20 protein-coding genes are annotated in these 26251 nt (G+C 67.2%); 4 read left to right on the top strand and 16 right to left on the bottom strand.

All coding sequences use genetic code 11. The features are described from left to right. Positions 1-117: 117 nt before the first annotated feature. The 8 genes from ACKTT0_RS15740 to ACKTT0_RS15705 all read right to left on the bottom strand — a co-directional run bounded on the left by ACKTT0_RS15740 (position 118) and on the right by ACKTT0_RS15705 (position 11771). Positions 118-1101: a DUF4880 domain-containing protein gene (locus ACKTT0_RS15740; protein ID WP_407850766.1), complete on the bottom strand. Its 984-nt coding sequence runs from the start codon at positions 1099-1101 to the stop codon at positions 118-120. Further along, positions 1082-1558, bottom strand: a complete 477-nt coding sequence (locus ACKTT0_RS15735) for a sigma-70 family RNA polymerase sigma factor (RefSeq protein WP_407850765.1) — start codon at positions 1556-1558, stop codon at positions 1082-1084. Before ACKTT0_RS15735 ends, ACKTT0_RS15740 begins: the two co-directional genes overlap by 20 nt. A 142-nt stretch (positions 1559-1700) precedes the next feature. After that, on the bottom strand, positions 1701-2792 hold the full coding sequence (gene zapE, locus ACKTT0_RS15730) for a cell division protein ZapE (RefSeq protein WP_407850764.1): 1092 nt from the start codon (positions 2790-2792) through the stop codon (positions 1701-1703). Between the two features lie 193 nt (positions 2793-2985). Continuing rightward, positions 2986-4413 carry a dihydrolipoyl dehydrogenase gene (gene lpdA / locus ACKTT0_RS15725; protein WP_028354295.1) on the bottom strand — a complete coding sequence of 476 codons (1428 nt, stop codon included), beginning with the start codon at positions 4411-4413 and terminating at the stop codon, positions 2986-2988. A gap of 304 nt (positions 4414-4717) precedes the next feature. Then, on the bottom strand, positions 4718-5944 hold the full coding sequence (gene odhB, locus ACKTT0_RS15720) for a 2-oxoglutarate dehydrogenase complex dihydrolipoyllysine-residue succinyltransferase (protein WP_407850763.1): 1227 nt from the start codon (positions 5942-5944) through the stop codon (positions 4718-4720). Between the two features lie 44 nt (positions 5945-5988). Continuing rightward, positions 5989-8859, bottom strand: coding sequence for a 2-oxoglutarate dehydrogenase E1 component (locus ACKTT0_RS15715; RefSeq protein ID WP_407850762.1), 2871 nt, complete (start codon positions 8857-8859; stop codon positions 5989-5991). 315 nt (positions 8860-9174) lie between these two features. Continuing rightward, positions 9175-11238 carry an OPT family oligopeptide transporter gene (locus ACKTT0_RS15710; protein ID WP_407850761.1) on the bottom strand — a complete coding sequence of 688 codons (2064 nt, stop codon included), beginning with the start codon at positions 11236-11238 and terminating at the stop codon, positions 9175-9177. Positions 11239-11300: 62 nt separating this feature from the next. Further along, complete coding sequence (locus ACKTT0_RS15705) at positions 11301-11771, bottom strand: Lrp/AsnC family transcriptional regulator (protein ID WP_407850760.1); 471 nt, start codon at positions 11769-11771, stop codon at positions 11301-11303. Between the two features lie 123 nt (positions 11772-11894). Between ACKTT0_RS15705 and mdeB the strand changes: the two genes are divergently transcribed. From mdeB to ACKTT0_RS15690, 3 genes are all read left to right on the top strand, one after another. Next, entirely contained in the window at positions 11895-14579 is a 2685-nt protein-coding gene (mdeB, locus tag ACKTT0_RS15700; RefSeq protein WP_407850759.1) for an alpha-ketoglutarate dehydrogenase, read from the top strand. A gap of 294 nt (positions 14580-14873) precedes the next feature. Continuing rightward, positions 14874-17171, top strand: coding sequence for an NADP-dependent malic enzyme (locus ACKTT0_RS15695; protein WP_407850758.1), 2298 nt, complete (start codon positions 14874-14876; stop codon positions 17169-17171). Positions 17172-17311: 140 nt separating this feature from the next. After that, positions 17312-17764, top strand: a complete 453-nt coding sequence (locus ACKTT0_RS15690; protein ID WP_407850757.1) for a DUF2214 family protein — start codon at positions 17312-17314, stop codon at positions 17762-17764. An 8-nt stretch (positions 17765-17772) separates the two neighbouring features. Here ACKTT0_RS15690 and ACKTT0_RS15685 read toward each other — a convergent pair whose 3' ends face one another. The 8 genes from ACKTT0_RS15685 to ACKTT0_RS15650 all read right to left on the bottom strand — a co-directional run bounded on the left by ACKTT0_RS15685 (position 17773) and on the right by ACKTT0_RS15650 (position 24724). Continuing rightward, on the bottom strand, positions 17773-18831 hold the full coding sequence (locus tag ACKTT0_RS15685) for a hypothetical protein (protein ID WP_407850756.1): 1059 nt from the start codon (positions 18829-18831) through the stop codon (positions 17773-17775). Between the two features lie 69 nt (positions 18832-18900). Next, the gene (locus tag ACKTT0_RS15680) at positions 18901-20211 is read right to left on the bottom strand and encodes a citrate synthase (protein WP_407850755.1); all 1311 of its coding nucleotides are present in this window, start codon (positions 20209-20211) and stop codon (positions 18901-18903) included. A 20-nt stretch (positions 20212-20231) separates the two neighbouring features. Then, positions 20232-20492 carry a succinate dehydrogenase assembly factor 2 gene (locus ACKTT0_RS15675; protein ID WP_407850754.1) on the bottom strand — a complete coding sequence of 87 codons (261 nt, stop codon included), beginning with the start codon at positions 20490-20492 and terminating at the stop codon, positions 20232-20234. Between the two features lie 21 nt (positions 20493-20513). After that, the gene (locus tag ACKTT0_RS15670) at positions 20514-21230 is read right to left on the bottom strand and encodes a succinate dehydrogenase iron-sulfur subunit (protein ID WP_028354305.1); all 717 of its coding nucleotides are present in this window, start codon (positions 21228-21230) and stop codon (positions 20514-20516) included. Between the two features lie 13 nt (positions 21231-21243). Continuing rightward, positions 21244-23022 carry a succinate dehydrogenase flavoprotein subunit gene (sdhA, locus tag ACKTT0_RS15665; RefSeq protein ID WP_407850753.1) on the bottom strand — a complete coding sequence of 593 codons (1779 nt, stop codon included), beginning with the start codon at positions 23020-23022 and terminating at the stop codon, positions 21244-21246. Between the two features lie 3 nt (positions 23023-23025). Then, positions 23026-23409, bottom strand: coding sequence for a succinate dehydrogenase, hydrophobic membrane anchor protein (sdhD, locus tag ACKTT0_RS15660; RefSeq protein ID WP_028354307.1), 384 nt, complete (start codon positions 23407-23409; stop codon positions 23026-23028). Next, positions 23410-23823 carry a succinate dehydrogenase, cytochrome b556 subunit gene (gene sdhC, locus ACKTT0_RS15655; RefSeq protein ID WP_407850752.1) on the bottom strand — a complete coding sequence of 138 codons (414 nt, stop codon included), beginning with the start codon at positions 23821-23823 and terminating at the stop codon, positions 23410-23412. Between the two features lie 121 nt (positions 23824-23944). Further along, entirely contained in the window at positions 23945-24724 is a 780-nt protein-coding gene (locus tag ACKTT0_RS15650) for a GntR family transcriptional regulator (protein WP_028354309.1), read from the bottom strand. A gap of 251 nt (positions 24725-24975) precedes the next feature. On the opposite strand from ACKTT0_RS15650, the gene ACKTT0_RS15645 reads away from it, so the two are divergent. Further along, on the top strand, positions 24976-25965 hold the full coding sequence (locus ACKTT0_RS15645; protein ID WP_407850751.1) for a malate dehydrogenase: 990 nt from the start codon (positions 24976-24978) through the stop codon (positions 25963-25965). The last annotated feature ends 286 nt before the right edge of the window (positions 25966-26251 follow it).

The following is a 26251-nucleotide window of genomic DNA, read 5'->3' as shown; positions in this document are numbered from 1 at the left end:
AGAAGCAAGCAAAGACAAGACGGGAACTCCTGCAAGAATGGATGGTCTGCAGGAGCTATTCCGCATGGCCACGCCAAACCTGCAGCCGCGCGGCGGCCCAAATTGCAACGAATTGATTCACGCCTGGCCTGGCGTGGCCGCCCCAGCGGCTTCGACCCGCACCCACCATTCTCCCCAGCGGGTGACCGAGATCGGCAAGGTCTGCTGCAACATCCGCAGGGCCAAGTCGGTATCGTCCAGCGGAAACACGCCGGACACCGGCAAACCAGCCACCGCGCCACTGGCCGACAGCACGCCCGGCCGGTAGCGGGCCAATTGCGCCAGCACGGCGTCGAGCCGATCGCCGTTGGCGACCAACAGTCCGTCGACCCAGGCTCCCTGGTCGGCAGCCGCAGGCCCTTCGCGCCACGCGCCGCCCTGGCGGTACAGCGCGGTGCCCGCACTCAGCAGGCGCGATTCGCCGCCGGCGCCCACCACGCGCAGGCTGCCCTCGTAGACGTCCACTCGCATTCCCGCCGCCTCGCGCAGCAGCGCAAAACGCGCTTGCGCCGCCTCGACGAAGCTGTCGGCGCCCCGCACCACCAGCGGCAGCGCGCCGTCGGCATCGTGGACCGCGATTCCCATCTGCCCGCGCCACAGGGTCAACTGCCGCCGTCCGGCGCCGAGTTCGGCCGACACCGCGGTATCGCTGGCCAGGTCCATGCGGATGTCGCCGGGCAGCAGCACGCGCCGGCGCTCGCCTACCCGGGTGCTGTAGTCGGCGAGCAGCCGCTGCCAGGGCGCCCATTCATATGCGGCCGCCGCTGTGCCGCCCACCACCAGCGCCGCGGCCAGGCTCTTGAGCACGGTGCGCCGCTGCCGCGAGCGCGGCGCGCCCAGCAACTGGGCATGGGCGAAGTCGGACGGAATGCCGCGCACCGCCTGCGCCAATCCCTCCAGGCGCGCCCAGGCGCGCTCATGGCGCGGGTCGGCGGCGCGCCAGCGGCTACAGGCCAGCGCCGCGGCCGCGCCGCCCTCGCCGGACTGCAGCTTGACCCACCAGGCAATCGCCTCGCGCGCCACCGCGTCGTCCGGCGGCGCCTCAGTCCTGGAGGCAGGCATAGCAGGCCGTCAGGGCGCGCGTCATGTACTGCTGCACCGAACTCAGCGAAACCCCCAGCCGCGCGGCGATATCGGCATAAGACAGCCCGTCGAGCTGGGCCAGCAGGAAAGCGCGCCGCACATTGTCCGGCAGCCCGGCCAGCATGCGGTCCAGCGCCGCGACCTGCTGCACCACCGCGGCGCGCTGTTCAGCCGAAGGCTGCTGCGGCTCGGGCAGCGCGGCCAGGTAGTCGAGATACGCCTGCTCCAGGCCGGCGCGGCGGTAGTGGTCCAGCAGCAGGCCGTGGGCGATGGTGCGCAGGAACGGCCGCGCCTGGGCCGCGTGCACCTGCTTGCGCCCGGCGAGCACGCGCACGAACACGTCCTGGGCCAGGTCCTCGGCCCGGAATGGGCTGCCCAGCCGCCCCCGCAGCCAACGGAACAGCCACGGCTGGTGATCGCGGTAAAGCACATCCACGGGCACCGGCGCGGACGCGACGGGCCCGCATGGCGTAGAGGTTTTCACGGCAAGCGGGCAGGACCGAAAACGCTGATAGTAATTGATAACCAATATTATTATCAATCGCTATGAGCCCGACCCCGCCGCCGGGCGGCGCGCGTTACAAGCCGACCGTCAGGCGCCGCTCCGCCTCCAGGTATTCGCGCGACTGCATTTCCAGGATGCGCGACACCGTGCGGTGGAATTCGTTGGCCAGCGCCCCTTCGGTATACAGCTCCTCGGGCGCGCACTCGGCCGACATGATCAGCTTGATCTTGTGGTCATAGAACACGTCGACCAGCCAGGTGAAGCGGCGCGCCTCGGAGGCCTGGCGCGGCCCCATGCGCGGCACGTCCGACAGGATCACGGCGTGGAAGCGGTTGGCCAGCTCGAGGTAGTCGTTCTGCGAGCGCGGCCCGCCGCACAGCGTGGCGAAGTCGAACCACACCACCGACCCGGCCAGCGCCTGGGCGCGGATCTCGCGGTGCTCGATATGCAGCAGCGGCTCCTGCGGCGGCGTATCGGCCAGGCGGTCGAAGGCATCCTGCAGCGCCGCCCGCGCGTGCGCGTCGAGCGGCGTGTGATAGCACTGCACCTGCTCCAGCGAGCGGCGCCGGTAATCGATGCCCGCGTCCACGTTGAGCACGTCCATGCGCTTCTGGATCAGCTCGATGGCCGGCAGGATGCGGTCGCGATGCAGGCCGTCCGGATACAGGGTCGATGGCTCGTAGTTGGAGGTCATGACGAACGAGGTGCCGTACTCGAACAGCTTGAGCAGCAGGCGGTACAGGATCATCGCGTCGGCGACGTCCGACACGTGGAACTCGTCGAAGCAAATCAGGCGGTAGCGCTTGGCCACCCGGCGCGCCACTTCATCGAGCGGGTCCTGCATGCCCTTGACGCTTTCCAGCTCGCGGTGCACGCCGCGCATGAACTCGTGGAAATGCAGCCGGGTCTTGCGCACCACCGGAACGGTGGCGTAGAAGGCGTCCATCAGGAAGCTCTTGCCGCGCCCCACGCCGCCCCACAGGTAGACGCCGCGCGGCACATCGGGCCGGTTCAGCAGCTTCTTCAAGGCATTCGAGCGCATGGCCTTGAAGCGCACCCAATCGTCGTAATATGCCTGCAGCCGGTCGATGGCCTGCTTCTGCGCCGCATCGGGCTGGTAGCCCCGCTCCGCCAGGGCCTGTTCGTAATATTCGCGGACGTTCATGTCGCAGGGCAAAACCTGAAAGAAAAAAGGCGGACCGACCGCCTTGTATCGCAACCAGGCGGGAGGCCCGCCTGATGCGCCAGGTGTCGCAACTTCCACCCGGTGTCCCCAGGTGTCAGACACCTATGGGTGTCTGACACCCGAGTGACACGCTATCTGGCAGCCAGGGACGCGGCGGCATCCCGCGCCGGCGTCAGAAATTCAGCGTGCGCTTGTCCACCGCCAGCGCCGCTTCCTTCACGGCTTCCGACAGGGTCGGGTGCGCGTGGCAGATGCGGGCGATGTCCTCGGCGGCGCCGCGGAATTCCATGATGGTGACCGCTTCGGAAATCAGCTCGGAAGCCATCGGCCCGACGATGTGCACGCCCAGCACCTCATCAGTCTTGGCGTCGGCGATCACCTTGGCGAAGCCCGTGGTGTCGCCCAGCGCGCGCGCGCGCCCGTTGGCCATGAAGGGGAAGCTGCCCGCCTTGTACTCGCGGCCTTCCTTCTTCAGCTGCTGTTCGGTCTTGCCCACCCAGGCGATCTCGGGCGAGGTGTAGATGACCCACGGCACTGTGTCGAAATTGACATGGCCATGCTGGCCGGCGATGCGCTCGGCCACCGCCACGCCCTCTTCCTCGGCCTTGTGCGCCAGCATCGGGCCGCGCACCACGTCGCCGACCGCCCACACATTGGGCAGGTTGGTCTTGCAGTCGCCGTCGACCTCGATGAAGCCGCGCTCGTCCAGCTTCAGGCCCACCGCCTCGGCATTCAGGCCGCCAGTGTACGGCACGCGGCCGATCGACACGATCAGCTTGTCGACCACCAGCTTCTGCTCGCCGCCCTTGGCGTCGGTGTACGGCACCGTGACCTGCTTGGCCGTGGCCTTGATCTCGCCGATCTTCACGCCCATCTGGATGTCCAGGCCCTGCTTGGTGAAGGCCTTCAGGGCTTCCTTGGCGACCTGCTGGTCGGCCGCGGCCAGGAATTCCGGCATGGCTTCCAGGATGGTGACCTCGGCGCCCAGACGGCGCCACACGCTGCCCATTTCCAGGCCGATCACGCCGGCGCCGATCACGCCCAGCTTCTTGGGCACCGCATCGATGTTCAGCGCGCCGTCGTTGGACAGCACCACTTTTTCGTCGAACGGCAGGCCAGGCAGCTCGCGCGCCGACGAGCCGGTCGCCACGACCACATGCTTGGCGACCAGGTCTTCGTCGGCCGTGCCGGAGACCTTGATGGCATAGCCGCCGTCGGCCTTGCCGGCGAACGCGCCCTTGCCGTGGAAGAACGTGATCTTGTTCTTCTTGAACAGGTACAGGATGCCGTCGTTGTTCTGCTTGACGACGTTGTTCTTGCGCCCGATCAGCGTATCCAGCTTGAGGCTCACGCCCTTCACTTCGATGCCGTGCTCGGCGAAATGGTGGTTGGCCTGCTCGTAGTGCTCGGACGACTGCAGCAGCGCCTTGGACGGGATGCAGCCCACGTTGGTGCAGGTGCCGCCGGGGGCCGGGCCGCCCTGGCCGTTCTGCCACGCGTCGATGCAGGCCACCGACATACCCAGTTGCGCGGCGCGGATGGCGGCGATGTAGCCGCCAGGGCCGGCACCGATGACGACGACGTCAAATTGTTTGGACATGATGATCTCGAAAAGGGGGAACTTGAGAAAGCGCCAGCGCCAGGCCGGGGCTTGCCGGCCGGTGCGCGGCGGGCCCGTGAAGGCCGCCGGACGCTACCGAAGGAAGGCGAGGGGCAGTCGGCCGGGCGCGTCCGGGCGCCGCGCAGCGGCGCGGGTTTGCCCGGCCGCCCCGCCTGACGAGGCAGGCGAAGGGCAGTCTGGCCGCGCAGGCGGCCAGGCCGGCCGCCAGGGCCTGCCGCGCACCGGCCGGCAAGTCCCGGCCTGTCGCGACAGAAAAACGCATGGCTCGATTGCCCGGAACCGATTACAGGTCCAGCAACAGACGCTGCGGATCTTCCAGCGCGTCCTTCATGGCCACCAGGCCCAGCACCGCCTCGCGACCGTCGATGATGCGGTGGTCGTACGACAGCGCCAGGTAGTTCATCGGGCGGATGACGATCTGGCCGTTCTCGACCACCGGACGCTCCTTGGTGGCGTGCACGCCCAGGATGGCCGACTGCGGCGGGTTGATGATGGGCGTCGACAGCATCGAGCCGAACACGCCGCCGTTCGAGATGGAGAACGTGCCGCCGGTCATTTCCTCGATGCCCAGCTTGCCGTCGGCCGCGCGCTTGCCGAAGTCGGCGATGGTCTTCTCGATCTCGGCGATCGACAGCTGGTCGGCGTTGCGCAGGATCGGCACCACCAGGCCGCGCGGGCTGCCCACGGCGATGCCGATGTCGAAGTAGCCGTGGTAGATGATGTCCTTGCCGTCGATCGAGGCGTTGATCAGCGGGAACTTCTTCAGCGCCGCGACCGCCGCCTTCACGAAGAACGACATGAAGCCCAGCTTGATGCCGTGCTCTTTCTCGAACTTCTCTTTGTACTTGTTGCGCAGGTCGATCACGGCCTGCATGTTGACCTCGTTGAACGTGGTCAGGATGGCGTTTTCCTGCTGCGACTGCAGCAGGCGCTCGGCGATGCGGGCGCGCAGGCGGCTCATCGGCACGCGCTGTTCCGGACGGCCGTCCAGCGACACCGAGGCGGGCGCCGGCGCGGCGGCCGCGGCCTTGGCGGGCGCGGCGCTGGCCGCCTGGGCGTCGGCCTTGGTGATGCGGCCATCGCGGCCGGTGCCGGCCACGGTGGCAGGATCCACGCCCTTTTCGGACAGGATCTTCGAGGCGGCCGGCGAAGCCACGCCGGCCGAGCCGGACGAAGCCGGCGCGGGCGCGGCGGCGGCCTTCTCGGCGGCCTTTTCAGCCTTGGGCGCCTCGGCCGGCGCGGCGGCCGGTTCGGCGGCGGCGGCCTTGGCCGCGGTGTCGATCTTGGCGATCAGTTGCCCCGAGGTGACCGTGGCGCCGTCGCCTTCGACGATGTCAGCCAGCACGCCCGACGCGGGCGCCGGCACTTCCAGCACGACCTTGTCGGTCTCGATTTCGATCAGGATTTCGTCCGCTTCGACAGCGGCGCCCTTCTGCTTCTTCCAGCTGAGCAGGGTCGCCTCCGACACGGATTCGGACAATTGGGGGACAACGACGTCGGTGATAGCCATAGTAATGAGTTCCGTTGATAAGGGTTCGATGTCGGCGGCTGGCGTTATTTGGTCAGCATGAAGCCTTTGTACTTGGCGGCGAAAGCCTGCTCCAGCAGCGCTTTCTGCTGCTCCTGGTGCTTGGCCAGGTAGCCCACCGCGGGCGACGCCGAAGCCGGCCGGCCGGCGTAGCCGAGCTTCTGGCCGTCGGCCATGTTCTCGTACAAGTGATGCTGGACATAGAACCACGGACCTTGATTCTGCGGCTCGTCTTGCACCCAGATGATCTCGGTGGCCTTGCCATATTTGCGCAGTTCGGCCTCGAACGCCTTGTGCGCGAACGGGTAGAGCTGTTCGACGCGGATGATGGCGACATGGCTGGCTTCGCGTTCGCGGCGCGCATTGACCAGGTCGTAGTAGACCTTGCCCGAGCACACCAGCACGCGCTTGACCGCGCCCGCGTCGATGGAATCGTCCAGTTCGCCGATCACCGGGCGGAAGCTGCCGCCGGCCAGTTCGGTCAGGGGCGAACCGGCATCCTTGTTGCGCAGCAGCGACTTGGGCGTGAAGATCACCAGCGGCTTGCGGAACGGCCGGATCATCTGGCGGCGCAGCAGGTGGAAGATCTGCGAGGCGGTGGTGGGCTGCACCACCTGGATGTTATTGTCGGCGCACAGCTGCAGGAAGCGCTCGATGCGGCCCGACGAGTGTTCCGGACCCTGCCCTTCGTAGCCGTGCGGCAGCATCAGGGTCAGGCCGGACTGGCGGCCCCACTTGGCCTCGCCCGAGCTGATGAACTGGTCGATCACCACCTGCGCGCCGTTGACGAAGTCGCCGAACTGCGCTTCCCAGATGGTCAGGGTGTTGGGCTCGGCGCTGGAATAACCGTATTCGAAGCCCAGCACGGCCTCTTCCGACAGCACCGAGTCGATCACCGTGAACGGCGCCTGGCCGTCCGACACGTTCTGCAGCGGGATATAGGTGCCGTCGTTCCAGCGCTCGCGGTTCTGGTCGTGCAGCACGGCGTGGCGGTGCGTGAACGTGCCGCGGCCGGAATCCTGGCCGGTGATGCGCACCGCGTAGCCCGAGGCCACCAGCGTGGCGAAGGCCAGGTGCTCGCCCATGCCCCAGTCCAGGTTCATTTCGCCCTTGGCCATGGTGCGGCGATCGTTCAGCAGCTTGTTGACCAGCGGGTGGACGGTAAAGCCTTCCGGCACGGTGGTGATGCGCTCGCCGATGCGCTTGAGTTCAGCCAGCGGCACCGCGGTGTCGGCCTGGTCGGTCCATTTGGCGCCCAGGAAGGGCGACCAGTCGATGGCGTACTTGCTCTTGTAGTCGGTCAGCACCGGCTCGATGGTGCGCTGGCCGTCTTCCATGAGCTGGCGGTAGTCCTTCACCATCTGGTCGGCTTCGCCCTCGGCCAGCACGCCCTGCGCGGTGAGCTTGTCGGCGTACAGCTTGCGGGTGCCGGGATGGTGACCGATGCGCTTGTACATCAGGGGCTGCGTCAGCGACGGGGTGTCCTGCTCGTTGTGGCCCAGCTTGCGGAAGCAGACGATGTCGAGCACGACGTCGTGGCGGAACTGCATGCGGTAGTCGAGCGCCAGCTTGGTGGCGAACACCACGGCCTCGGGGTCGTCGCCGTTGACGTGGAACACCGGGGCCTCGATCATCTTGACCACGTCGGTGCAATACAGCGTCGAACGGGTGTCGCGCGGGTCGGACGTGGTGAAGCCGATCTGGTTGTTGATGACGATGTGCAGCGTGCCGCCCGTGCCGTAGCCGCGCGTCTGCGCCAGGTTCAGGGTCTCCATGACCACGCCCTGGCCGGCGAAGGCGGCGTCGCCGTGCACCAGCACCGGCAGCACCTGCTTGCCTTCGAGGTCGCCGCGGCGTTCCTGGCGCGCGCGGGCACTGCCCTCGACCACCGGGTTGACGATCTCCAGGTGCGAGGGATTGAACGCCAGCGACAGGTGCACCGGGCCCCCGCGCGTGGAGATATCGCTGGAAAAACCGTTGTGGTACTTGACGTCGCCGTCGGTCAGGCCTTCGGCGTGCTTGCCCTCGAATTCGGCGAACAGGTCGCCGGGCATCTTGCCCATGATGTTCACGAGCAGGTTCAGGCGGCCGCGGTGGGCCATGCCCACGACGATCTCCTGCACGCCGGCTTCACCGGCATGGTTGACCACTTCGTCCATCGAGGCGATGAAGCTCTCGCCGCCCTCGAGCGAGAAGCGCTTCTGGCCAACGTACTTGGTATGCAGGAAGCGCTCGAGGCCTTCGGATTCGGTCAGCTGCTGCAGGATGTGGCGCTTTTCCTCGGCGCTGTACGACGCGGCGCCGAAGGACTTTTCCAGGCGCTCCTGGATCCAGCGCTTGGCGGCCGGATCGGAAATATGGGTGAATTCGGCACCGATGCTGCGGCAGTACGTGTCGCGCAGCGCCTTCAGGATGTCGCGCAGCGTCATGGTGCTGGCGGTCGTGAAGTAGGTGTTGGTGGCCGAGTAGGTCTGGTCCAGGTCGGCCTCGGTCAGGCCGTAGAAGGCCGGATCGAGCTCGGGGATGGCCGGGCGCTCCTGGCGCTTGAGCGGGTCGAGGTCGGCCCAGCGCGAACCGAGCGAGCGGTAGGCGGCAATGAGCGACTGCACCGACACCTGCTTGCTGGCCATGGACAGGTCGGGCTGCGCGGCATGCTGGACGAAACCGTTGCTGCGGGCGCGCTGCGCGAACGACTGGACGATGGGTGCATGCGCCTGGTCGCGCGTGGCTTCCTGGCCGTCAGTGGCCGGCGTGTGCTGGAGCTGGTCGAAGTATTCGCGCCAGTTGTCGGGGACCGAGCCGGGATTGTCGAGATAGGACTCGTAGAGCTCTTCGACGTAGGGGGCGTTGCCGCCGAAAAGATACGAAGTGGAAAGGGATTCTGTTTCCGAGGACATGTGTTGCTTCACCTTGACGAGTGCTTCACTCGATGCGATGCAGGAAAACCTTCCGCGACACGGGCTTCCCGATTAGCGGATAGCGGGGCAGAAGGCGCGTACGAGCCTTGAAAGCCGTATGACTCAAAAGTATAACCCTTCGGATTTGCGGCGTCTCGCCGCGCTGCCGCAGCCCGCCCCACCCTCCGGCATGGCGGCATTCCCCGATAGAATGGCCGGCGCAACGGCCGCCATGATGCCGGCTATCGGCCGCGATCGTCCGGCATCGGCCGCCACGCCGGCGCCGGGCCATGTGACGCGAAAACCACGGTCGGCCTATGGCCGCCGGCCGGCGGCCGCGAGCGTCCGCCGGTAGAACAGCATGGCCACCCCGGCAAACACTGCCAGGCCCAGCCATGACGCGGCGCCGGCGAACCCGTCGCCCACCACCGCCAGGGGCGCGTCGCTGCCGGTGGCGCCGATGATGGCAGCCATCAGCACGCCCACCAGGCTTTCGCCCACGATCAGCCCCGAGGCCAGCAGGGTGCCGCGCCGGTTGGCCAGTTCGCCGTATTGTTCATGCGGCTGGCCGGCCCGCTCGGCGCGCCGGCGCAGCGCCCGCTCGAGCAGCCACGCCAGCACCGCCCCCACCACCAGGGGCGCGCTGACCGTGGGCGGCAGGTAAATGCCGATGCCTACCGCCAGCACCGGCAGGCGCGCCACCCGGCAGGTACGTTTGAGGACCTGGTCCACCGCGATCAGCCCCAGCCCCACCGCCATGCCGATCAGGATCATGCTCCAGTTCAACTGGTGGGTGAAGATGCCCTGCGCGATCGCCAGCATCAGCGTGGCCTGCGGCGCCGACAACGCCTGGCCGGCGTCCATGCCGGGGCGCGGCAGCGCGTCGGCGAAGCCATATGCGTTATAGAGCAGGTCGAGCACCGGCGAGATCACGGCGGCGCCCACCACGCAGCCGATCAGCAGGGCCACCTGCTGGCGCCAGGGGGTGGCACCGACCAGCCAGCCGGTCTTCAGGTCCTGCAGGTTGTCGTTCGAGATCGAGGCCACGGCCACCACCGCCGAGGTCGTGAAAATGGCCAGCGCGATCGCCAGTTGCACCCCTTCCGGACTGCCCAGCAGGCCGGCGCCGCTCTCCAACCCGAGCATCAGCAGCGACACCAGCACGATGGCCACGATGCCCACGCCCGAGATGGGGCTGGTGGAAGACCCCACCAGCCCCGCCATGTAGCCGCAGGCGGCCGCCACCAGGAACCCGAAAATGAAGGCAAAGGCCACCGAATAAGCCACCAGCGTGCCCACCATGCCCGCCGACACCGGCTCGGCGCGCAGGAACACGGCAAAGGTGGCCACCAGGATGGCCACCAGCACCAGCGTCACCAGCGAGATCCAGCGCGCCGACAGGTCCTGCTCGGTGCGCGGCGCCCCTTGGCGGGCGGCCGCGCCGCGCCGGTCGAAAGCCGCGAACGAGGCCTTGATGCCGCGCATCATGGGCATGAACAGCGTGGCCAGCGTCCAGACCGCCCCCACGCCGATGACGCCGGCGCCGATAAAGCGCACTTGCGCGCTCCAGACGCCCGTGGCGTAGTCGGCCAGGGACTGGCCCGCCGGCATGCTGCCCAGGGCGGTCAGCAGCGGCACCGCCACGCCCCAGGCGATCACCAGCCCGGTCAGCATGGCCAGCCCGGCCACGATGCCGATCAGGTATCCGGCGCCCAGCAGGGCCATCGAAAAGCCCATCGGCAGGCGGAACACTGCCGCTCCTGCGCTGAACCACAGGCTCACGCCGTCGCCCAGCACCCGCAACCCGTTGGCCGCGAAGCTGACGGCGGCGGCCAGCCCGGCGCCGGTGAGAATGTCCGCCATGCCGGTGGCCGCCGGCCGGCCCGGTGCGCCGGCGGCCGGGTCGGCTGTCTCGGCGCCGCCGCTGCCCACCCGCAGGATCTCGGCCGCCGCCACGCCTTCCGGGTACGGCAGTTCGCTCTGCACCACCATGATGTGGCGCAGCGGAATCGTGAACATGACCCCCAGCATGCCGCCGGCCGCGCAGATGCCCAGCGTCTGCCAGAACGGAAAACCTTGCCAGTGCCCCATCATGACGAGGGCGGGCAGGATGAAAATGACCGCGGACAACGTGCCGGCCGCCGACGCCTGGGTCTGCACCATGTTGTTTTCGAGGATGTTGGCGTCGCGGAACATGCGCAGCACCGACATCGAGATCACCGCGGCGGGAATCGACGACGAGAATGTCAGCCCGACTTTCAGCCCCAGGAAGACATTCGAGGCGGTGAACACCACCGTGATCAGGGCGCCGACGATCACGCCGCGCACGGTAAGTTCGGGCAAGGTGATCGAATCGGGAACGCGGGCGGGCTGGGTCATGGACGGACGGCTCCAGGGAATGGCTATCCGCCCGATTCTAGCGCTCCGCGGGGCGGCGGCCGTCAGCCCAGCGGCAGCGCGGTCTGGTACTTGACCTGCTTCAACGCAAATCCCGACCGGATATTGCGCACCCCCGGGATACGCGACAACCGGCTCACCACGAAGCGCTCCAGCCCCTGCATGTCCGGCACCACCACGCGCAGCAGATAATCGGAATCGCCGCTCATCAAGTAGCACTCCATCACTTCCGGGCACTCGGCCATGGCGTTCTGGAATCGCTCCAGCTCGGCTTCCACCTGCTTTTCCAGGCTGACCTGGATGAACACGTTCAAGCTCAGTCCCAGTTGCAGGGGATCGGCCAGCGCGACGTAGCCGCGGATCACGCCGGCGGCCTCCAGGGCCTTGACCCGCGCCAGGCACGGCGACGGCGACAAATGCACGCGGCGGGCCAGCTCGACATTGGTCAGGCTGGAATCCGTCTGCAAGATGGCCAGGATGCGGCGGTCGGTGCTGTCCAGCGTTGCGCTCGGCATGATCATCCTTGAAATCGATATATTCCAGCACATTATGCCGTCACCACCCGATTGTTGGCGCATTTTCGAACACTCATGCCTGAACGAAAGCGCTAGCATGGTCGATCCAACGGAGACCACGCCATGCTTGACCCCACCCCCGCCGCTCTTCCGGACGACACCGATCCCGCCGAAACCGCCGAATGGCGCGAGGCCCTGGAATCGCTGGTGCAGCAGGCCGGCACGCCGCGCGCGGAGTACGTGCTGGAACAGGTGCTGGCGCACGCGGCGGCGCTGGGCGTGCGCGCGGCGGGCCAGACCCGCAGCGCCTACCTGAACACCATCCCCCTGCGCGACGAGCCGCCCTTCCCCGGCGACCTGGCCATTGAAGAACGCATCGCCTCGATCAACCGTTGGAACGCCCTGGCCATGGTGGTGCGCGCCAACCAGGCCCACGGCGAACTGGGCGGCCATATCGCCAGCTACGCATCGGCCGCCGACCTGTTCGAGGTCGGCTTCAACCACTTCTTCCGCGCGCCGGCGGCGGACTTCGCCGGCGACCTGGTCTACCTGCAGCCGCATTCGGCGCCCGGCGTCTATGCCCGCGCCTACCTGGAAGGCTTTCTCGACGACGCGGACCTGGCGCATTTCCGCCAGGAGATCACCGCGCAGGCGCGCGGCCTGCGCGGCCTGTCGTCGTACCCGCACCCCTGGCTGATGCCGGATTTCTGGCAATTTCCCACCGGGTCGATGGGTATCGGGCCGATCAATGCCATCTACCAGGCGCGCTTCATGCGCTACCTGGAGCATCGTTCGCTGGCCCAGCCGTCCGACCGCAAGGTGTGGGGCATTTTCGGCGACGGCGAAATGGACGAACCCGAATCCATCGCCGCCCTGACGCTGGCCGCGCGCGAGAAACTCGACAACCTGGTGTTCGTGGTGAACTGCAACCTGCAGCGGCTGGACGGCCCGGTGCGCGGCAACGGCCGCATCATCGACGAACTGGAGACGCTGTACGCGGGCGCGGGCTGGAATGTGATCAAGCTGGTCTGGGGCGGCGACTGGGATGCGCTGCTGGCGCGCGACGGCGACGGCATCCTGGCGCGCGCCTTCTCGCGTACCGTCGACGGCCAGTTCCAGACCTTCGCCGCCAAGGACGGCGCCTACAACCGGGCCCACTTCTTCAACCAGAACCCCGGACTGTCCGCCCTGGTGGCGGACTGGTCGGACGAGGCCATCGACCGCCTGCGCCGCGGCGGCCACGACATCGTCAAGATCCACGCGGCCTACCACCGCGCGGTGCGCCACCGCGGCCAGCCCACCGTCATCCTGGCGCAGACCAAGAAGGGCTACGGCATGGGCGCTGCCGGCCAGGGCAAGATGACGACCCACCAGCAGAAGAAACTCGACGACGAGGCCCTGCTGGCGTTCCGCGACCGCTTCGCGCTGCCCATCTCGGACGCCGACTGCCTGGCCTTGAAGTTCTACAAACCGGCGGCCGACAGCGCCGAGTTGCGCTACCTGCAGGCCCGCCGGGCGGCGCTGGGCGGGCACCTGCCGCGCCGCCGCACCACGGCCCCGCGCCTGCCCGTGCCGGCGGCCGACCAGTGGGCGCGCTTCGCGCTGCAGGCCGACGGCAAGGAAATGTCGTCCACCATGGCCGTGGTGCGCATGCTCGGCGCCCTGCTCAAGGACGAGGCCCTGGGCTCGCGCATCGTCCCCATCGTGGCCGACGAGGCCCGCACTTTCGGCATGGCCAACCTGTTCCGGCAAGTGGGCATCTATTCCGCGCAGGGCCAGTTGTACGAGCCGGAGGACATCGGCTCGGTGCTGTACTACCGCGAAGCCCACGACGGGCAGATCCTGGAGGAAGGCATTACCGAGGCCGGGGCGATCTCGTCCTGGACCGCGGCCGGCACCAGCTACTCGGTCAACGGCCTGTCCATGCTGCCGTTCTATATCTATTACTCGATGTTCGGCTTCCAGCGCATCGGCGACCTGATCTGGGCGGCCGCCGACCAGCGCACGCGCGGCTTCCTCATCGGCGCCACGTCGGGCCGCACCACGCTCGGCGGCGAAGGCCTGCAGCACCAGGACGGCGCCAGCCACCTGATGGCCGCGGCGGTGCCGAACTGCCGCGCCTACGATCCGGCCCATGCCTACGAAGTCGCGGTCATCCTGGAACACGGCATGCGGCGCATGCTCGACGAGCAATGCGACGAGTTCTATTACCTGACCGTGACCAACGAGAACCTGGCGCAGCCCAGCCTGCCCGACCCCGGCGCGCGCGAGGGCATCCTGCGCGGCATGCATCGCGTGCGCGCCGCGCCGGGCACGGCGCAGGTGCGCCTGCTGGGCGCCGGGCCGATGCTGGGCGAAGCGCTGCAGGCGGCCGAGCGGCTGCTGCACGACCATGGCGTGGCCGCCGAGGTCTGGAGCGTGACCAGTTTTTCCGAACTGGCGCGCGACGGCCGCGCCTGTGAACGCGAGCGCGCGCTCGGCCTGGCGGCGCCGGGCCGGCAGTCCTGGATCGAGCAATGCCTGCCCGGCGATGCGCCGGTAGTCGCCGCCAGCGATTATGTCCGCGCCGTGCCCGACCAGATCCGCGCCTGGATCGCCGCGCCCTGCCGGACCCTGGGCACGGACGGCTTCGGGCGCAGCGATACGCGCGCGCAACTGCGCGATTTCTTCGAAGTCGGCGCGGACTGGATCGTGCTGCATGCGCTCGACCTGCTGGCGGAGCGGGACACGCGCTTCGATGCGGCCCGCCAGGCGGCGCGGGCCAGGCTGGCCGCCGGTGAGCGGCGCATGCCCCCCTGGCTGCGCTAGGCGGCGATCCGGAGGAGGTGTCAGGCACCTGCGGAGCCTGACACCCAAGGGCGGACAAGGGGCAACTCGCAAGCCTGGTGGCCCCAGGTGTCAGGCTCCGCAGGTGCCTGACACCCCGTGCGTACGACCGCGCCCCTCGACCTGGGCTGCATCCGCCGCGAACCCATTACGCTGCACCGCAGCAAACATATACAGCGACTTTCTGTTGAAATAGACGCCTTCGCATTCCCGGACGGGCCCCTGGCGGGCCCGTCTTCTACTTTGTCAGCCGAGCCGCAAGGCATCTCATCAGCAATGGACGAAACCCTCACCAAACTGGCGCTCGATTATCACGCCTATCCGACTCCCGGCAAGATCTCGGTCACGCCGACCAAGACACTGGCCAACCAGGACGACTTGTCGCTGGCCTATTCGCCGGGCGTGGCGGCGGCGTGCATGGCCATCTTCGACCGGGGCGATGAAGCCGCGTCGCAGTACACCTCGCGCGCCAACCTGGTGGGGGTCATCACCAACGGCACTGCCGTGCTGGGCCTGGGCAATATCGGGCCGCTGGCGGCCAAGCCGGTCATGGAAGGCAAGGGCTGCCTGTTCAAGAAATTCGCCGGCATCGACGTGTTCGACATCGAGCTGGCCGAGACCGACCCGGACAAGCTGGTCGACATCATCGCCGCCCTCGAGCCCACGCTCGGCGGCGTGAACCTGGAAGACATCAAGGCGCCCGAGTGCTTCTACATCGAGAAGAAGCTGCGCGAGCGCATGAAGATCCCGGTGTTCCACGACGACCAGCACGGCACCGCCATCATCTCGTCGGCCGCCGTCCTCAACGGCCTGAAGGTCGTGGGCAAGAACATCGCGGACGTCAAGCTGGCCGTCTCGGGCGCGGGCGCCGCGGCCATCGCCTGCCTGGACTTGCTGGTGCACCTGGGCATCAAGCGCGAGAACATCTACGTGGTCGATTCGCGCGGCGTCATCTGGGAAGGCCGCGACGAGAACATGGAAGCCAACAAGAAGCGCTACGCGCAGCGCACCGAGGCCCGCACGCTGGCCGACGTGGTCAAGGACGCCGACGTGTTCCTGGGCTGCTCCACCGCCGGCGTGCTGACCGCCGACATGGTCAAGACCATGGCCGACAAGCCGCTCATCCTGGCGCTGGCCAATCCCGAGCCGGAAATCCGCCCCGAAGTGGCGCGCGCCGCGCGGCCGGACTGCATCATCGCCACCGGCCGGTCGGACTACCCGAACCAGGTCAACAACGTGCTGTGCTTCCCGTTCATCTTCCGCGGCGCTATGGATGCGGGCGCCACGCGCATCACCGAAGAGATGAAGCTGGCCTGCGTGCAGGCCATCGCCGAACTGGCGCAGGCCGAGCAGAACGACGAGGTCGCGCACGCCTATGCGGGCCAGGAACTGTCGTTCGGCCCCGACTACATCATTCCCAAGCCGTTCGACCCGCGCCTGATCGTGCAGATCGCGCCGGCCGTGGCGCGCGCCGCCGCCGAGTCGGGCGTGGCCGCCCGCCCCATCGAGGACATCGAGGCCTACCGCCAGAAGCTCATGGGCTTCGTGTACCACTCCGGCCAGTTGATGCGGCCGCTGTTCGCCCAGGCCAAGCAGGCGCCCAAGCGCGTCATCTATGCCGACGGCGAAGACGAGCGCGTGCTGCGCGCCGTGCAGACCGTGGTCGACGAGAACCTGGCGCGCCCCATCCTGGTGGGCCGCCCCGCTGTCATCGAAATGCGCGTCAAGAAGTTCGGCCTGCGCCTGGTGCCGGGGCAGAACATCGAGATCGTCGACCCCGAGGACGACAGCCGTTTCAACGAAACCTGGAACGCGTACTACCAGCTCAAGGGCCGCGAAGGCGTCACGCCGGCCATCGCCAAGGCGATGATCCGCAAGCACAACACGCTGATCGGCGCCATGCTGGTGCAGCGCGGCGACGCGGACGCCCTGCTGTGCGGCGTCGCCAGCAAGTACGACAACCAGCTCAAGTACGTGGACGAGATCATCGGCCGCAAGCCGGGCCATACGTATGCCGCGCTGAACGTGCTGATGCTGCCCAACCAGACGCTGTTCGTGGCCGATACGCACGTCAACGAGAACCCGTCGGCCGAGGAAATCGCCAGCATCACCGTGCAAGCCGCCGATGAAATGCTGCGCTTCGGCGTGGTGCCGAAGATCGCCCTGCTCTCGCATTCGAATTTCGGCAGCCGCATGACCGAGTCGTCGCGCAAGATGGCCGAAGCGCGCCGCCTGGTTGAGGAACGCGCGCCCGACCTGGAGGTCGACGGCGAAATGCACGCCGACGCCGCCCTGTCGGAAAAGATCCGCATGCTGGCCTACCCCGACAGCAAGCTCAAGGGGCCGGCCAACCTGCTCATCATGCCGAACCTCGACACCGGCAACATCACCTACAACATGCTGAAGATGACCGGCAGCAACGGCATCGCCATGGGCCCCATCCTGCTGGGCGCGGCCCGGCCGGTGCACATCCTGACGACCAGCGCCACCGTGCGCCGCATCGTCAACATGACGGCATTGGCCGTCGTGGACGCGCAACAGGAGGCCGCGGACGCCGCCCGGCAGCGCCGTTGATCCCGCGCGCGGCGCCCCGGCGCCGCGCGGCAAGCACCTGGCGGGCGTCCTGCGGGGCGCCCGTTTTTATTGATGTCCTGCCCGCGCCAAGACCGGGCCGCGATGGTACAAACACGCTTGTCCCTTTTCCCGGAGCCGCCATGCTGCAAGACGCCCTGCTCGCCTGGTTTCACTACCTGGCCATTTTCGTACTCGTCGTCATCATGACGGCCGAGGCCGTGCTGCTGCGCCCCAACCTGTCGCCCGATACCGTGCGGCGGCTGGCGCTGTACGACCGCCTGTACCTGGCCTCGGCGCTGGCCGTGCTGGCCACCGGCGCGCTGCGGCTGATGCTGGGCGCCAAAGGCGCCGCGTTCTACATGAGCAACCCGTGGTTCCACGCCAAGATCGGGTTGTTCGTTCTCATCGCGCTCTGTTCCATTCCACCCACCCTGGCCTTCCTGCGCTGGCGCAAGCAGGCCGTGCAGCAGCCCGGCTATGTGCCCGCCGAGGCCGAGATCAAGCGCGCCCGCCGCTGGGTCATGATCGAGTCCCACCTGTTCATCCTGCTGCCGCTGTTCGCCGCGCTGATGGCGCGCGGCATCGGCATGTAGGCCCGGCGTCAGGAGCACCCCGCGTCAGGCTCGCCGGCCGCGGCATTGGGCGGGATGCCGAATACCCCGCCACCGGGATGTCGCAGCAGGAACATGCCGCCGCCTATCGACAGCCGCCCGTCTCCCTCGCCGGCCGCGCCCGCGGCCGGGCTGAACACCCATGCGCCGGCCGGCGCGCGATCGCGCAGCAGATAACCGGCCGACATCACGGCGGTGCCCGCGGGATACTCCGCGCCCGCCAGGCGCACGCGGCACGCCAGGCTCGCCGTGCTTACCTGCAGCAGGCCGCCCTGCCCGTCCAGGTGCAGCACGGCCGGGCCCAACCGCAACCCGGCCACCCGCACCGGCGCGGATTCCGGCACCCGCGCCATCCAGGGCGCCGGCTCGCGATGGCCGTCGGTATAGACCATCTCGCCCAGGCGCTGCAGCTCCGTACCGGCCGGCAAGGCCGTCTCGCCCGCTCGATTGCCGTCGGCCAGCCAGCAGGCGTCGAACACGATTTCCCGGCCCTTGGCGCGCGCCTCGAAGCGCACGGCCTGCGTCGCGTCGCAGTGCCATCCCTCGATCTGCTGCGCGCCCGGTCCCCATGCGTGCACCGATAGCGGATAGCGGCCCGCTTCCGCATAGGTTTCATCTTCGTAGTCGACGCGCAGGTAGCGCTGCAGCCGGGTCACGCGCAGGCCGTAGGCCGGCACGGGGACATCGAACGCCGCCTCGACATAAGTTTCCAGGTCGCCCTCTTTTTCGAGCACCAGGCGCGCGCCGGCGGGCATGCTTACGCCCCCGACGGTCTGGGGCTGCGCCAGCGTCACATGGCGCGCCGCGTCGCGCCGGGCCTGTTCCCGGCTATAGCGCCACCCATGGTACTGAAACGCCGCATACGGGCTGGCCAGGGCCGCCAGCAGCACCAGCACCACCGCGTTGCGCCAGGGCCGCCGGCCAAAGCGCCGGCGCGCGCCGCGGCTGGCGGCCAACACGGCCAGCCAGCCCAGCAGCGCCAGGGCGGCGCCCAGCCCGGCCAACAGCAGCAGCAGGCTCTCGATGGAGGGAAAAATCGACGGAATCATGGTCTTTCGGTGGCGACGTCGCAAAAAAAACGCCCTTGCGGGCGTTTTTCAGGGTCTGCCGTAAGCCGATCAGCGCTTGTCCATCGAGGGCACGTCGCGGGTGACGTGGCCGGTGAACAGCTGGCGGGGACGGCCGATCTTGTAGTCGGGGTCCGACAGCATTTCGTTCCACTGGGCGATCCAGCCCACCGTGCGCGCCAGCGCGAAGATGGCGGTGAACAGCGAGGTCGGGATGCCGATGGCGCGCTGCACGATGCCCGAGTAGAAGTCGACATTGGGGTACAGCTTGCGCTGCACGAAGTAGTCGTCTTCCAGGGCGATGCGCTCGAGCTCCATGGCCAGCTTGAACAGCGGGTCCTTTTCCAGGCCCAGCGACTGCAGCACTTCCTTGCAGGTTTCCTGCATCAGCTTGGCGCGCGGGTCGTAGTTCTTGTAGACGCGGTGGCCAAAGCCCATCAGGCGCACGCCCGAGTTCTTGTCCTTGACCTTTTCCATGAACTCGCCGACCTTGGCCACGCCGCCATTGGCCTGCAGTTCTTCCAGCATCTGCAGGCACGCCTCGTTGGCGCCGCCATGGGCCGGGCCCCACAGGCACGCCACGCCGGCCGAAATGGCGGCGAACGGGTTGGTGCCCGACGAACCGCACAGGCGCACCGTGGAGGTGGAGGCGTTCTGCTCGTGGTCGGCATGCAGGATGAAGATGCGGTCGAGGGCGCGTTCGACGACCTCGTTGACCTTGTACTCTTCGCAAGGCGTGGCGAACATCATGCGCAGGAAGTTGCCGGTGTACGACAAGTCGTTCTGCGGGTAGATATACGGCTGGCCTTGCGAGTACTTGTACGCCATGGCCACCAGCGTGGGCATCTTGGCGATCAGGCGGATCGCCGAGACGTGGCGGTGCTGCGGGTTGGTGATGTCGGTGGAGTCGTGGTAGAACGCCGACAGCGCGCCCACCAGGCCGGTCAGCACGGCCATGGGATGGGCGTCGCGACGGAAGCCGCGCAGGAAGAAATGCAGTTGCTCGTTGACCATCGTGTGATGGGTCACTTGCGAATCGAAGTCCGTCTTCTGCTCGGCGTTGGGCAGCTCGCCGTTGAGGATCAGGTAGCAGATATCGAGAAAGTCGCAGTTGACGGCCAGCTGCTCGATGGGATAGCCGCGGTACAGCAGCTCGCCCTTGTCGCCGTCGATGTAGGTGATCGCCGACTCGCACGCCGCCGTCGACATGAAGCCGGGGTCGAACGTGAACATGCCCGTCTGGCCATACAGCTTGCGGATGTCGATGACGTCCGGGCCGACCGTGCCTTTGTACACGGGAAACTCGACCGGCTGGGAGCCGTCCGAGAAGGATAGAGTGGCTTTTTTGTCAGACAGGTTCATCGCTATTTCCTCACAATTAATCAGAGCTCACGCATTTTTCCGATGATGGCACGCAAGCGCGGCGTATCGAGTTCGCCGTCGGGCTCCTTGCGCGCCAGCAGCAGGTCGAGCAGGTCGTTGTCGCCAAGCTCGAACAGCCGGGCCAGCGCGTCGACGTCCTCATCGGTGAGCTGCGTCTCGTAGGCGTCCAGGTACCGGGTGATGATCAGGTCGTTCTCGAGCAGGCCGCGGCGAGCCCGCCACCGCAGGCGCGTGCGTTCGAGTTCGGTCAGGCCGCTCATGTCGATCTCTTCACCGTTCTACTAGACCGTCCGCCGGACCATCAGTTCCTTGATCTTGCCGATCGCCTTGGTGGGGTTCAGGCCCTTGGGACAGACGTCGACGCAGTTCATGATGGTGTGGCAGCGGAACAGGCGGTACGGGTCTTCCAGGTTGTCCAGGCGCTCGCCGGTGGCTTCGTCGCGGCTGTCGGCGATGAACCGGTAGGCCTGCAGCAGGCCGGCCGGGCCGACGAACTTGTCGGGATTCCACCAGAACGACGGGCACGAGGTCGAGCAGCAGGCGCACAGGATGCATTCGTACAGGCCGTCGAGCTCTTCGCGGGCCTCGGGCGACTGCAGGCGCTCGCGCTCGGGCGGCGGCGCGTCGTTGATCAGGTAGGGGCGGATCGAGTGGTACTGGTTGAAGAAGTGCGTCATGTCCACGATCAGGTCGCGGATCACGGGCAGGCCGGGCAGCGGCTTGAGCACGATGGGCTCTTTGAGCTCGCGCAGGTTGGTGGTGCAGGCCAGGCCGTTCTTGCCATTGATGTTCATGGCATCCGAGCCGCACACGCCTTCCCGGCACGAGCGGCGCAGCGCCAGGCTGTCGTCCACGTCGTTCTTGATGCGCACCAGCGCATCGAGCAGCATCTTGTCGGTGGGCTGGAGCTCGACCTCCAGTTTCTGCATGTACGGGCGCTCGTCCTTGTCCGGGTCGTAGCGGTAGATTTCGAATTTGACGATTCTCTTGGTGCTCATCACGGCATCCTGCTTAGAAAGTACGCGCCTTGGGCGGGAAGGACTCGACCGTCAGGGGCTTCATTTGAACGGGCTTGTAATCGAGGCGGCTGCCCTCGGAATACCAGAGGGTGTGCTTCAGCCAGTTCTCGTCGTCGCGGTTCGGGTGGTCGTCCAGCGCGTGGGCGCCGCGGCTCTCGGTGCGGTTGGCGGCCGACTTGATGGTGGCGCGCGCCACTTCGGTCATGTTGGCCAGTTCCAGCGCCTCGACGCGCGCGGTGTTGAACACCTTGGACTTGTCCTTGAAATACACGTGCTCGGCCTGCTTGGCCAGGTCTTCGATCTGGCCCACGCCCTCGTTGAGCAGTTCGAGCGTGCGAAACACGCCGCAGTGACGCTGCATGGACACGCGGATGGCGTTGGCGATGTCCTGGGTCTTCTCGCCCGAGGTGCGCGCTTCCAGCTTGGAGACGCGGTCCATGGAGAAGTCGACGGCTTCCTTGGGCACCGGCTGGTGCGCATGCTGGCGCTCGGGGTGCGAGGCCACGATGTGGTTGCCGGTGGCGCGGCCGAACACGATCAGGTCGAGCAGCGAGTTGGTGCCCAGGCGGTTGGCGCCGTGCACCGACACCGCCGCGCATTCGCCGATGGCGTACAGGCCGTTGACGACCTTGTTCTCGCCATTGACGCGCGTCAGCACCTGGCCGTGGTAGTTGGCCGGGATGCCGCCCATCTGGTAGTGGATGGTGGGCACGACCGGGATCGGCTCCTTGATGGGATCGACGTTGCCGAACTTGATGGCGATCTCGCGGATCGACGGCAGGCGCTTGTTGATGACGTCGGCGCCCAGGTGGTCGAGCTTGAGCACCACGTAGCTGCCGTCCGGGCCGCAGCCGCGGCCTTCCTTGATTTCCTGGTCCATCGAGCGCGACACGAAGTCGCGCGGCGCCAGGTCCTTCAGGGTGGGCGCGTAGCGCTCCATGAAGCGTTCGCCGTCCTTGTTGAGCAGGATGCCGCCTTCGCCGCGCACGCCTTCGGTGATCAGCACGCCCGCGCCGGCCACGCCGGTCGGGTGGAACTGCCAGAATTCCATGTCCTGCAGCGGGATGCCGGCGCGCGCCGCCATGCCCAGGCCGTCGCCGGTGTTGATGAAGGCGTTGGTCGACGCCGCCCAGATGCGGCCGGCGCCGCCGGTGGCCAGCACCGTGGTCTTGGCTTCCAGGATGTAGATATCGCCGGTTTCCATTTCCAGCGCGGTCACGCCGACCACGTCGCCGGCTTCGTTGCGCAGCAGGTCCAGCGCCATCCATTCGACGAAGAACTGGGTGCGCGCGGCCACATTGCGCTGGTAGAGCGTATGCAGCAGGGCGTGGCCGGTACGATCGGCGGCGGCACAGGCGCGCTGCACCGGTTTTTCACCAAAATTGGCGGTGTGTCCACCGAACGGACGCTGGTAGATGGTGCCGTCGGCGTTGCGGTCGAACGGCATGCCGAAGTGCTCGAGCTCGTATACGGCGTTGGGCGCTTCGCGGCACATGAACTCGATGGCGTCCTGGTCGCCCAGCCAGTCCGACCCCTTCACGGTGTCGTACATGTGCCAGTACCAGTTGTCCTCGCTCATGTTGCCCAGCGACGCGCTGACGCCGCCTTGCGCGGCCACGGTGTGCGAGCGGGTGGGGAACACTTTGGACAGGACCGCCACCGACAGGCCCGCCTGGGCCAGTTGCAGCGAGCAGCGCATGCCGGCTCCGCCGGCGCCGACCACCACCACATCGAACTGGCGGCGCGGCAAGGAATTCATGACAGAGACCACGGCTTAGATACTCCAGAGGATTTGCGCGAAATAGACGACCGAACCGACCAGCCAGAGGATGGTCAGCACCTGCAGCAACAGGCGCACGCCCGTGGGCTTGACGTAATCCATCCAGATGTCGCGCACGCCGATCCAGGCGTGCCATGCCAGCGCAAAGAAGAACAGCGTCGCCAGGATCTGGCCGACGGGAAGCGCGTACACGTGGAAGGTGAACAGGGCCTTCCAGTTTTCATAGGAGAACGACGGCATGACCAGCAGGCCGACGATCAGGACCAGCGTATAGACGGCCATGATGACCGCGGTGATGCGCTGCGCGATGAAATCCACGACGCCGTAATGGGCGCCAACGACCAGGCGCTTGGGGCCAAAGTTCTTGGTGGCGGCCATTTACAGAGCTCCGAACAGTTTGAGGGCGAATACGAGGGTCAGCGCCAGGCTGACGCCGAAGACGACGCCGGCGCTTTTCTGGGCCGAGACCTTGTCCACGCCGATGTGCAGGTCCAGCACCAGGTAGCGGATGCCGGCGCAGAAGTGGTGCAGGTAGCCCCACACCAACGCCAGCAGGACCAGCTTCACCAAGGGGTTGCCCGCGTACTGGGCCACTTGCGCATAGCTTTCCGGCGAGGCCACGCTGGCCGCGAACAGCGGCAGGATGACCAAGGGAAGACAGAGGAACAGCAGCGCGCCGCTGACGCGGTGCAGAATGGACAGTTTGCCCGCCAGGGGCAGGCGGTAGCTGGCGATTTGCGCAATGCCAATATTGCGAAACTGCGGACGTGGCTTGGCAGCGGTGTCGGACATGACGGCCTCGGTGTTACGGTGCTAGGGATTCGTGACAGCGAAATGGGAACTGCCCTTGCGGGCAAGCGCTCTATTTTCGCCCAGACAACGGGTTGGTATCAAATCGTAGGAAAAAAGCTCATCAATTCAGACTATTGCGGTAATGGTAGCGATCAGTCAGGTAGAGGCCGCGGCGGACCTCCACGGGCCGATCGCCATACGTATAGGAAACGCGGTCCACCTGCAGCATCGGGGTACCCGCCGCCACGCCCAGCAGGCCGGCGACCTCGGCCGGCGCCGCGACGGCGCGCAGCTTTTCGTCGGCGCGCACCATGCTGACGCCGAATTCGGTTTCGAACAGGCCGTACAGGGGCGCCTTGTTGGCAGTGAGGAGTTCCAGGGTCAGGCCGCGGAACACCGACCCGGGCAGCCAGATGTCGTCGATGACGGTGGGCCGGTGGTTCATGGAAAGCTGGCGGCGGATCATCACCACCGTTTCGCCGACGCGCAGCTCCAGCGCGCGCGCGATCTCGGCCGGCGCGCGCAGCCGCCGGCATTCGAGGATGCGGCTTTCGGCGCGGCCGCCCTCGCTGTCTTCGTCGGGCGCCAGCCGCAGGAAGCGGTAGCGCACGCGCGCCTCGTGGTGCGTGGCGACGAAGGTGCCCTTGCCCTGGCGGCGCAGCAGCAGGTGTTCGGCGGCCAGCTCGTCGACGGCCTTGCGGACCGTGCCCTGGCTGACCTGGAACCGGGCGGCCAGGTCGATCTCGCTGGGGATGAGCTCGCCGGGCTTCCACTCGCCCCGTTCGAGGCTTTGCACCAGCAGTTCCTTGATCTGGCGATACAGCGGACTGAAAGCGGCCCCCTCGCCCGCGGGCCGGGCGGCGCGAGTGCGTGAGGAGGAATCGGGCCTGGGGTCTGCCATGGAAGTCGTGTTGGAAGCGTGCTCGTCCGGCGGGTATGCCCTGCCCGGCAAACATACCATTTTGGCACAACGCCTTCTGTCTTGTCCAACGTCTTATGTCTTATATAAGATATAAGAGCAATTGACGCATACGTAAATTCGATCTAGGATTCGCAGCATTCCGCCCGCCCCGGCGGCGTGCCCGGGCGTGCCCAGCGATTACACTGATTGGCGAGATTTTTGTCTCGCCGAACTCATTACGGAGAACCTTCATGTCCAAGCCCGCCATGCGTGTCGCCGTCACCGGCGCCGCCGGCCAAATCGGTTACGCCCTGCTGTTCCGCATCGCCTCCGGCGAAATGCTGGGCAAAGACCAGCCGGTCATTCTGCAACTGCTCGAAATCCCCGACGAAAAAGCGCAAAAGGCCCTGAAGGGCGTCATCATGGAACTGGATGACTGCGCCTTCCCGCTGCTGCAGGAAGTGACCGCGCACAGCGATCCCCGCACCGCCTTCAAGGATGCCGACGTGGCCCTGCTGGTCGGCGCCCGCCCGCGCGGCCCCGGCATGGAACGCAAGGACCTGCTCAGCGTCAACGCCCAGATCTTCACCGCCCAGGGCAAGGCCCTGAACGACGTCGCCAGCCGCAACGTGAAGGTGCTGGTGGTCGGCAACCCGGCCAACACCAACGCCTACATCGCCATGAAGTCGGCGCCGGACCTGCCCGCCAAGAACTTCACCGCCATGCTGCGCCTGGACCACAACCGCGCCCTGTCGCAACTGGCCGCCAAGTCGGGCAAGGCCGTGGCCGACATCGAGAAGCTGGTCGTGTGGGGCAACCACTCGCCCACCATGTACCCCGACTACCGCTTCGCCACCGTGGGCGGCGAGAGCCTGGCCAAGCTGATCAACGACGACACCTGGAACCGCGACGTCTTCATCCCCACCGTGGGCAAGCGCGGCGCCGCCATCATCGATGCGCGCGGCCTGTCGTCGGCCGCCTCGGCCGCCAACGCCGCCATCGACCACGTGCGCGACTGGGTGCTGGGCAGCAACGGCAAGTGGGTCACCATGGGCATCCCGTCCGACGGCTCGTACGGCATCCCCGAAGGCATCATCTACGGCGTGCCGGTGACCACCGAGAACGGCGAGTACAAGCGCGTCGAGGGCCTGGAAATCGACGCCTTCTCGCGCGAGCGCCTGGACTTCACGCTGAAAGAGCTGCTCGAAGAGCGCGACGGCGTGAAAGACCTGCTGAAGTAGTGTGACCCACCCCCGAAGCGCTGCGCGCTTCTCCCTCAAGGGGGCGACGCTGCGGACCGGCTGAGCCGGGTCCGCGCGTCCCCGACTGAGGCGCATCACGTTCATAGGGCGTGAGTGCTGTCCTGGTTTACAGGTGTCTGACACCCACCGGGTGTCAGACACCTGCCGCGGCGCCAGCCGCGACGCAATAAACCTGCGTCTTTCCCGGCGGCTTTGCCTGCCGGCGGCAAGGACCCAGATTTATTGCGCAGCTCCGGGCCCGGCCCGGCATGCGACGCTTTCCGCT

Origin of the sequence: Bordetella saccharivorans, assembly GCF_045862855.1 — a bacterium.
GTDB lineage: Bacteria > Pseudomonadota > Gammaproteobacteria > Burkholderiales > Burkholderiaceae_B > Bordetella_A > Bordetella_A petrii_F.
Note: the sequence above shows the minus strand (reverse complement) of the source record. Positions and strands in the feature narration are given on the sequence as shown.

What these genes read in the sequence shown, in the direction of transcription:
- ACKTT0_RS15685 (WP_407850756.1), bottom strand. Translation starts at nt 18,831, where the DNA reads ATGATTCCGTCGATTTTTCCCTCCATCGAGAGCCTGCTGCTGCTGTTG.
- zapE (WP_407850764.1), bottom strand. Translation starts at nt 2,792, where the DNA reads ATGAACGTCCGCGAATATTACGAACAGGCCCTGGCGGAGCGGGGCTAC.
- ACKTT0_RS15690 (WP_407850757.1), top strand. Translation starts at nt 17,312, where the DNA reads ATGCTGCAAGACGCCCTGCTCGCCTGGTTTCACTACCTGGCCATTTTC.
- mdeB (WP_407850759.1), top strand. Translation starts at nt 11,895, where the DNA reads ATGCTTGACCCCACCCCCGCCGCTCTTCCGGACGACACCGATCCCGCC.
- sdhC (WP_407850752.1), bottom strand. Translation starts at nt 23,823, where the DNA reads ATGTCCGACACCGCTGCCAAGCCACGTCCGCAGTTTCGCAATATTGGC.
- ACKTT0_RS15680 (WP_407850755.1), bottom strand. Translation starts at nt 20,211, where the DNA reads ATGAACCTGTCTGACAAAAAAGCCACTCTATCCTTCTCGGACGGCTCC.
- odhB (WP_407850763.1), bottom strand. Translation starts at nt 5,944, where the DNA reads ATGGCTATCACCGACGTCGTTGTCCCCCAATTGTCCGAATCCGTGTCG.
- lpdA (WP_028354295.1), bottom strand. Translation starts at nt 4,413, where the DNA reads ATGTCCAAACAATTTGACGTCGTCGTCATCGGTGCCGGCCCTGGCGGC.
- ACKTT0_RS15650 (WP_028354309.1), bottom strand. Translation starts at nt 24,724, where the DNA reads ATGGCAGACCCCAGGCCCGATTCCTCCTCACGCACTCGCGCCGCCCGG.
- ACKTT0_RS15675 (WP_407850754.1), bottom strand. Translation starts at nt 20,492, where the DNA reads ATGAGCGGCCTGACCGAACTCGAACGCACGCGCCTGCGGTGGCGGGCT.
- ACKTT0_RS15740 (WP_407850766.1), bottom strand. Translation starts at nt 1,101, where the DNA reads ATGCCTGCCTCCAGGACTGAGGCGCCGCCGGACGACGCGGTGGCGCGC.
- sdhD (WP_028354307.1), bottom strand. Translation starts at nt 23,409, where the DNA reads ATGGCCGCCACCAAGAACTTTGGCCCCAAGCGCCTGGTCGTTGGCGCC.
- ACKTT0_RS15705 (WP_407850760.1), bottom strand. Translation starts at nt 11,771, where the DNA reads ATGCCGAGCGCAACGCTGGACAGCACCGACCGCCGCATCCTGGCCATC.
- ACKTT0_RS15715 (WP_407850762.1), bottom strand. Translation starts at nt 8,859, where the DNA reads ATGTCCTCGGAAACAGAATCCCTTTCCACTTCGTATCTTTTCGGCGGC.
- ACKTT0_RS15645 (WP_407850751.1), top strand. Translation starts at nt 24,976, where the DNA reads ATGTCCAAGCCCGCCATGCGTGTCGCCGTCACCGGCGCCGCCGGCCAA.
- ACKTT0_RS15695 (WP_407850758.1), top strand. Translation starts at nt 14,874, where the DNA reads ATGGACGAAACCCTCACCAAACTGGCGCTCGATTATCACGCCTATCCG.
- ACKTT0_RS15710 (WP_407850761.1), bottom strand. Translation starts at nt 11,238, where the DNA reads ATGACCCAGCCCGCCCGCGTTCCCGATTCGATCACCTTGCCCGAACTT.
- ACKTT0_RS15670 (WP_028354305.1), bottom strand. Translation starts at nt 21,230, where the DNA reads ATGAGCACCAAGAGAATCGTCAAATTCGAAATCTACCGCTACGACCCG.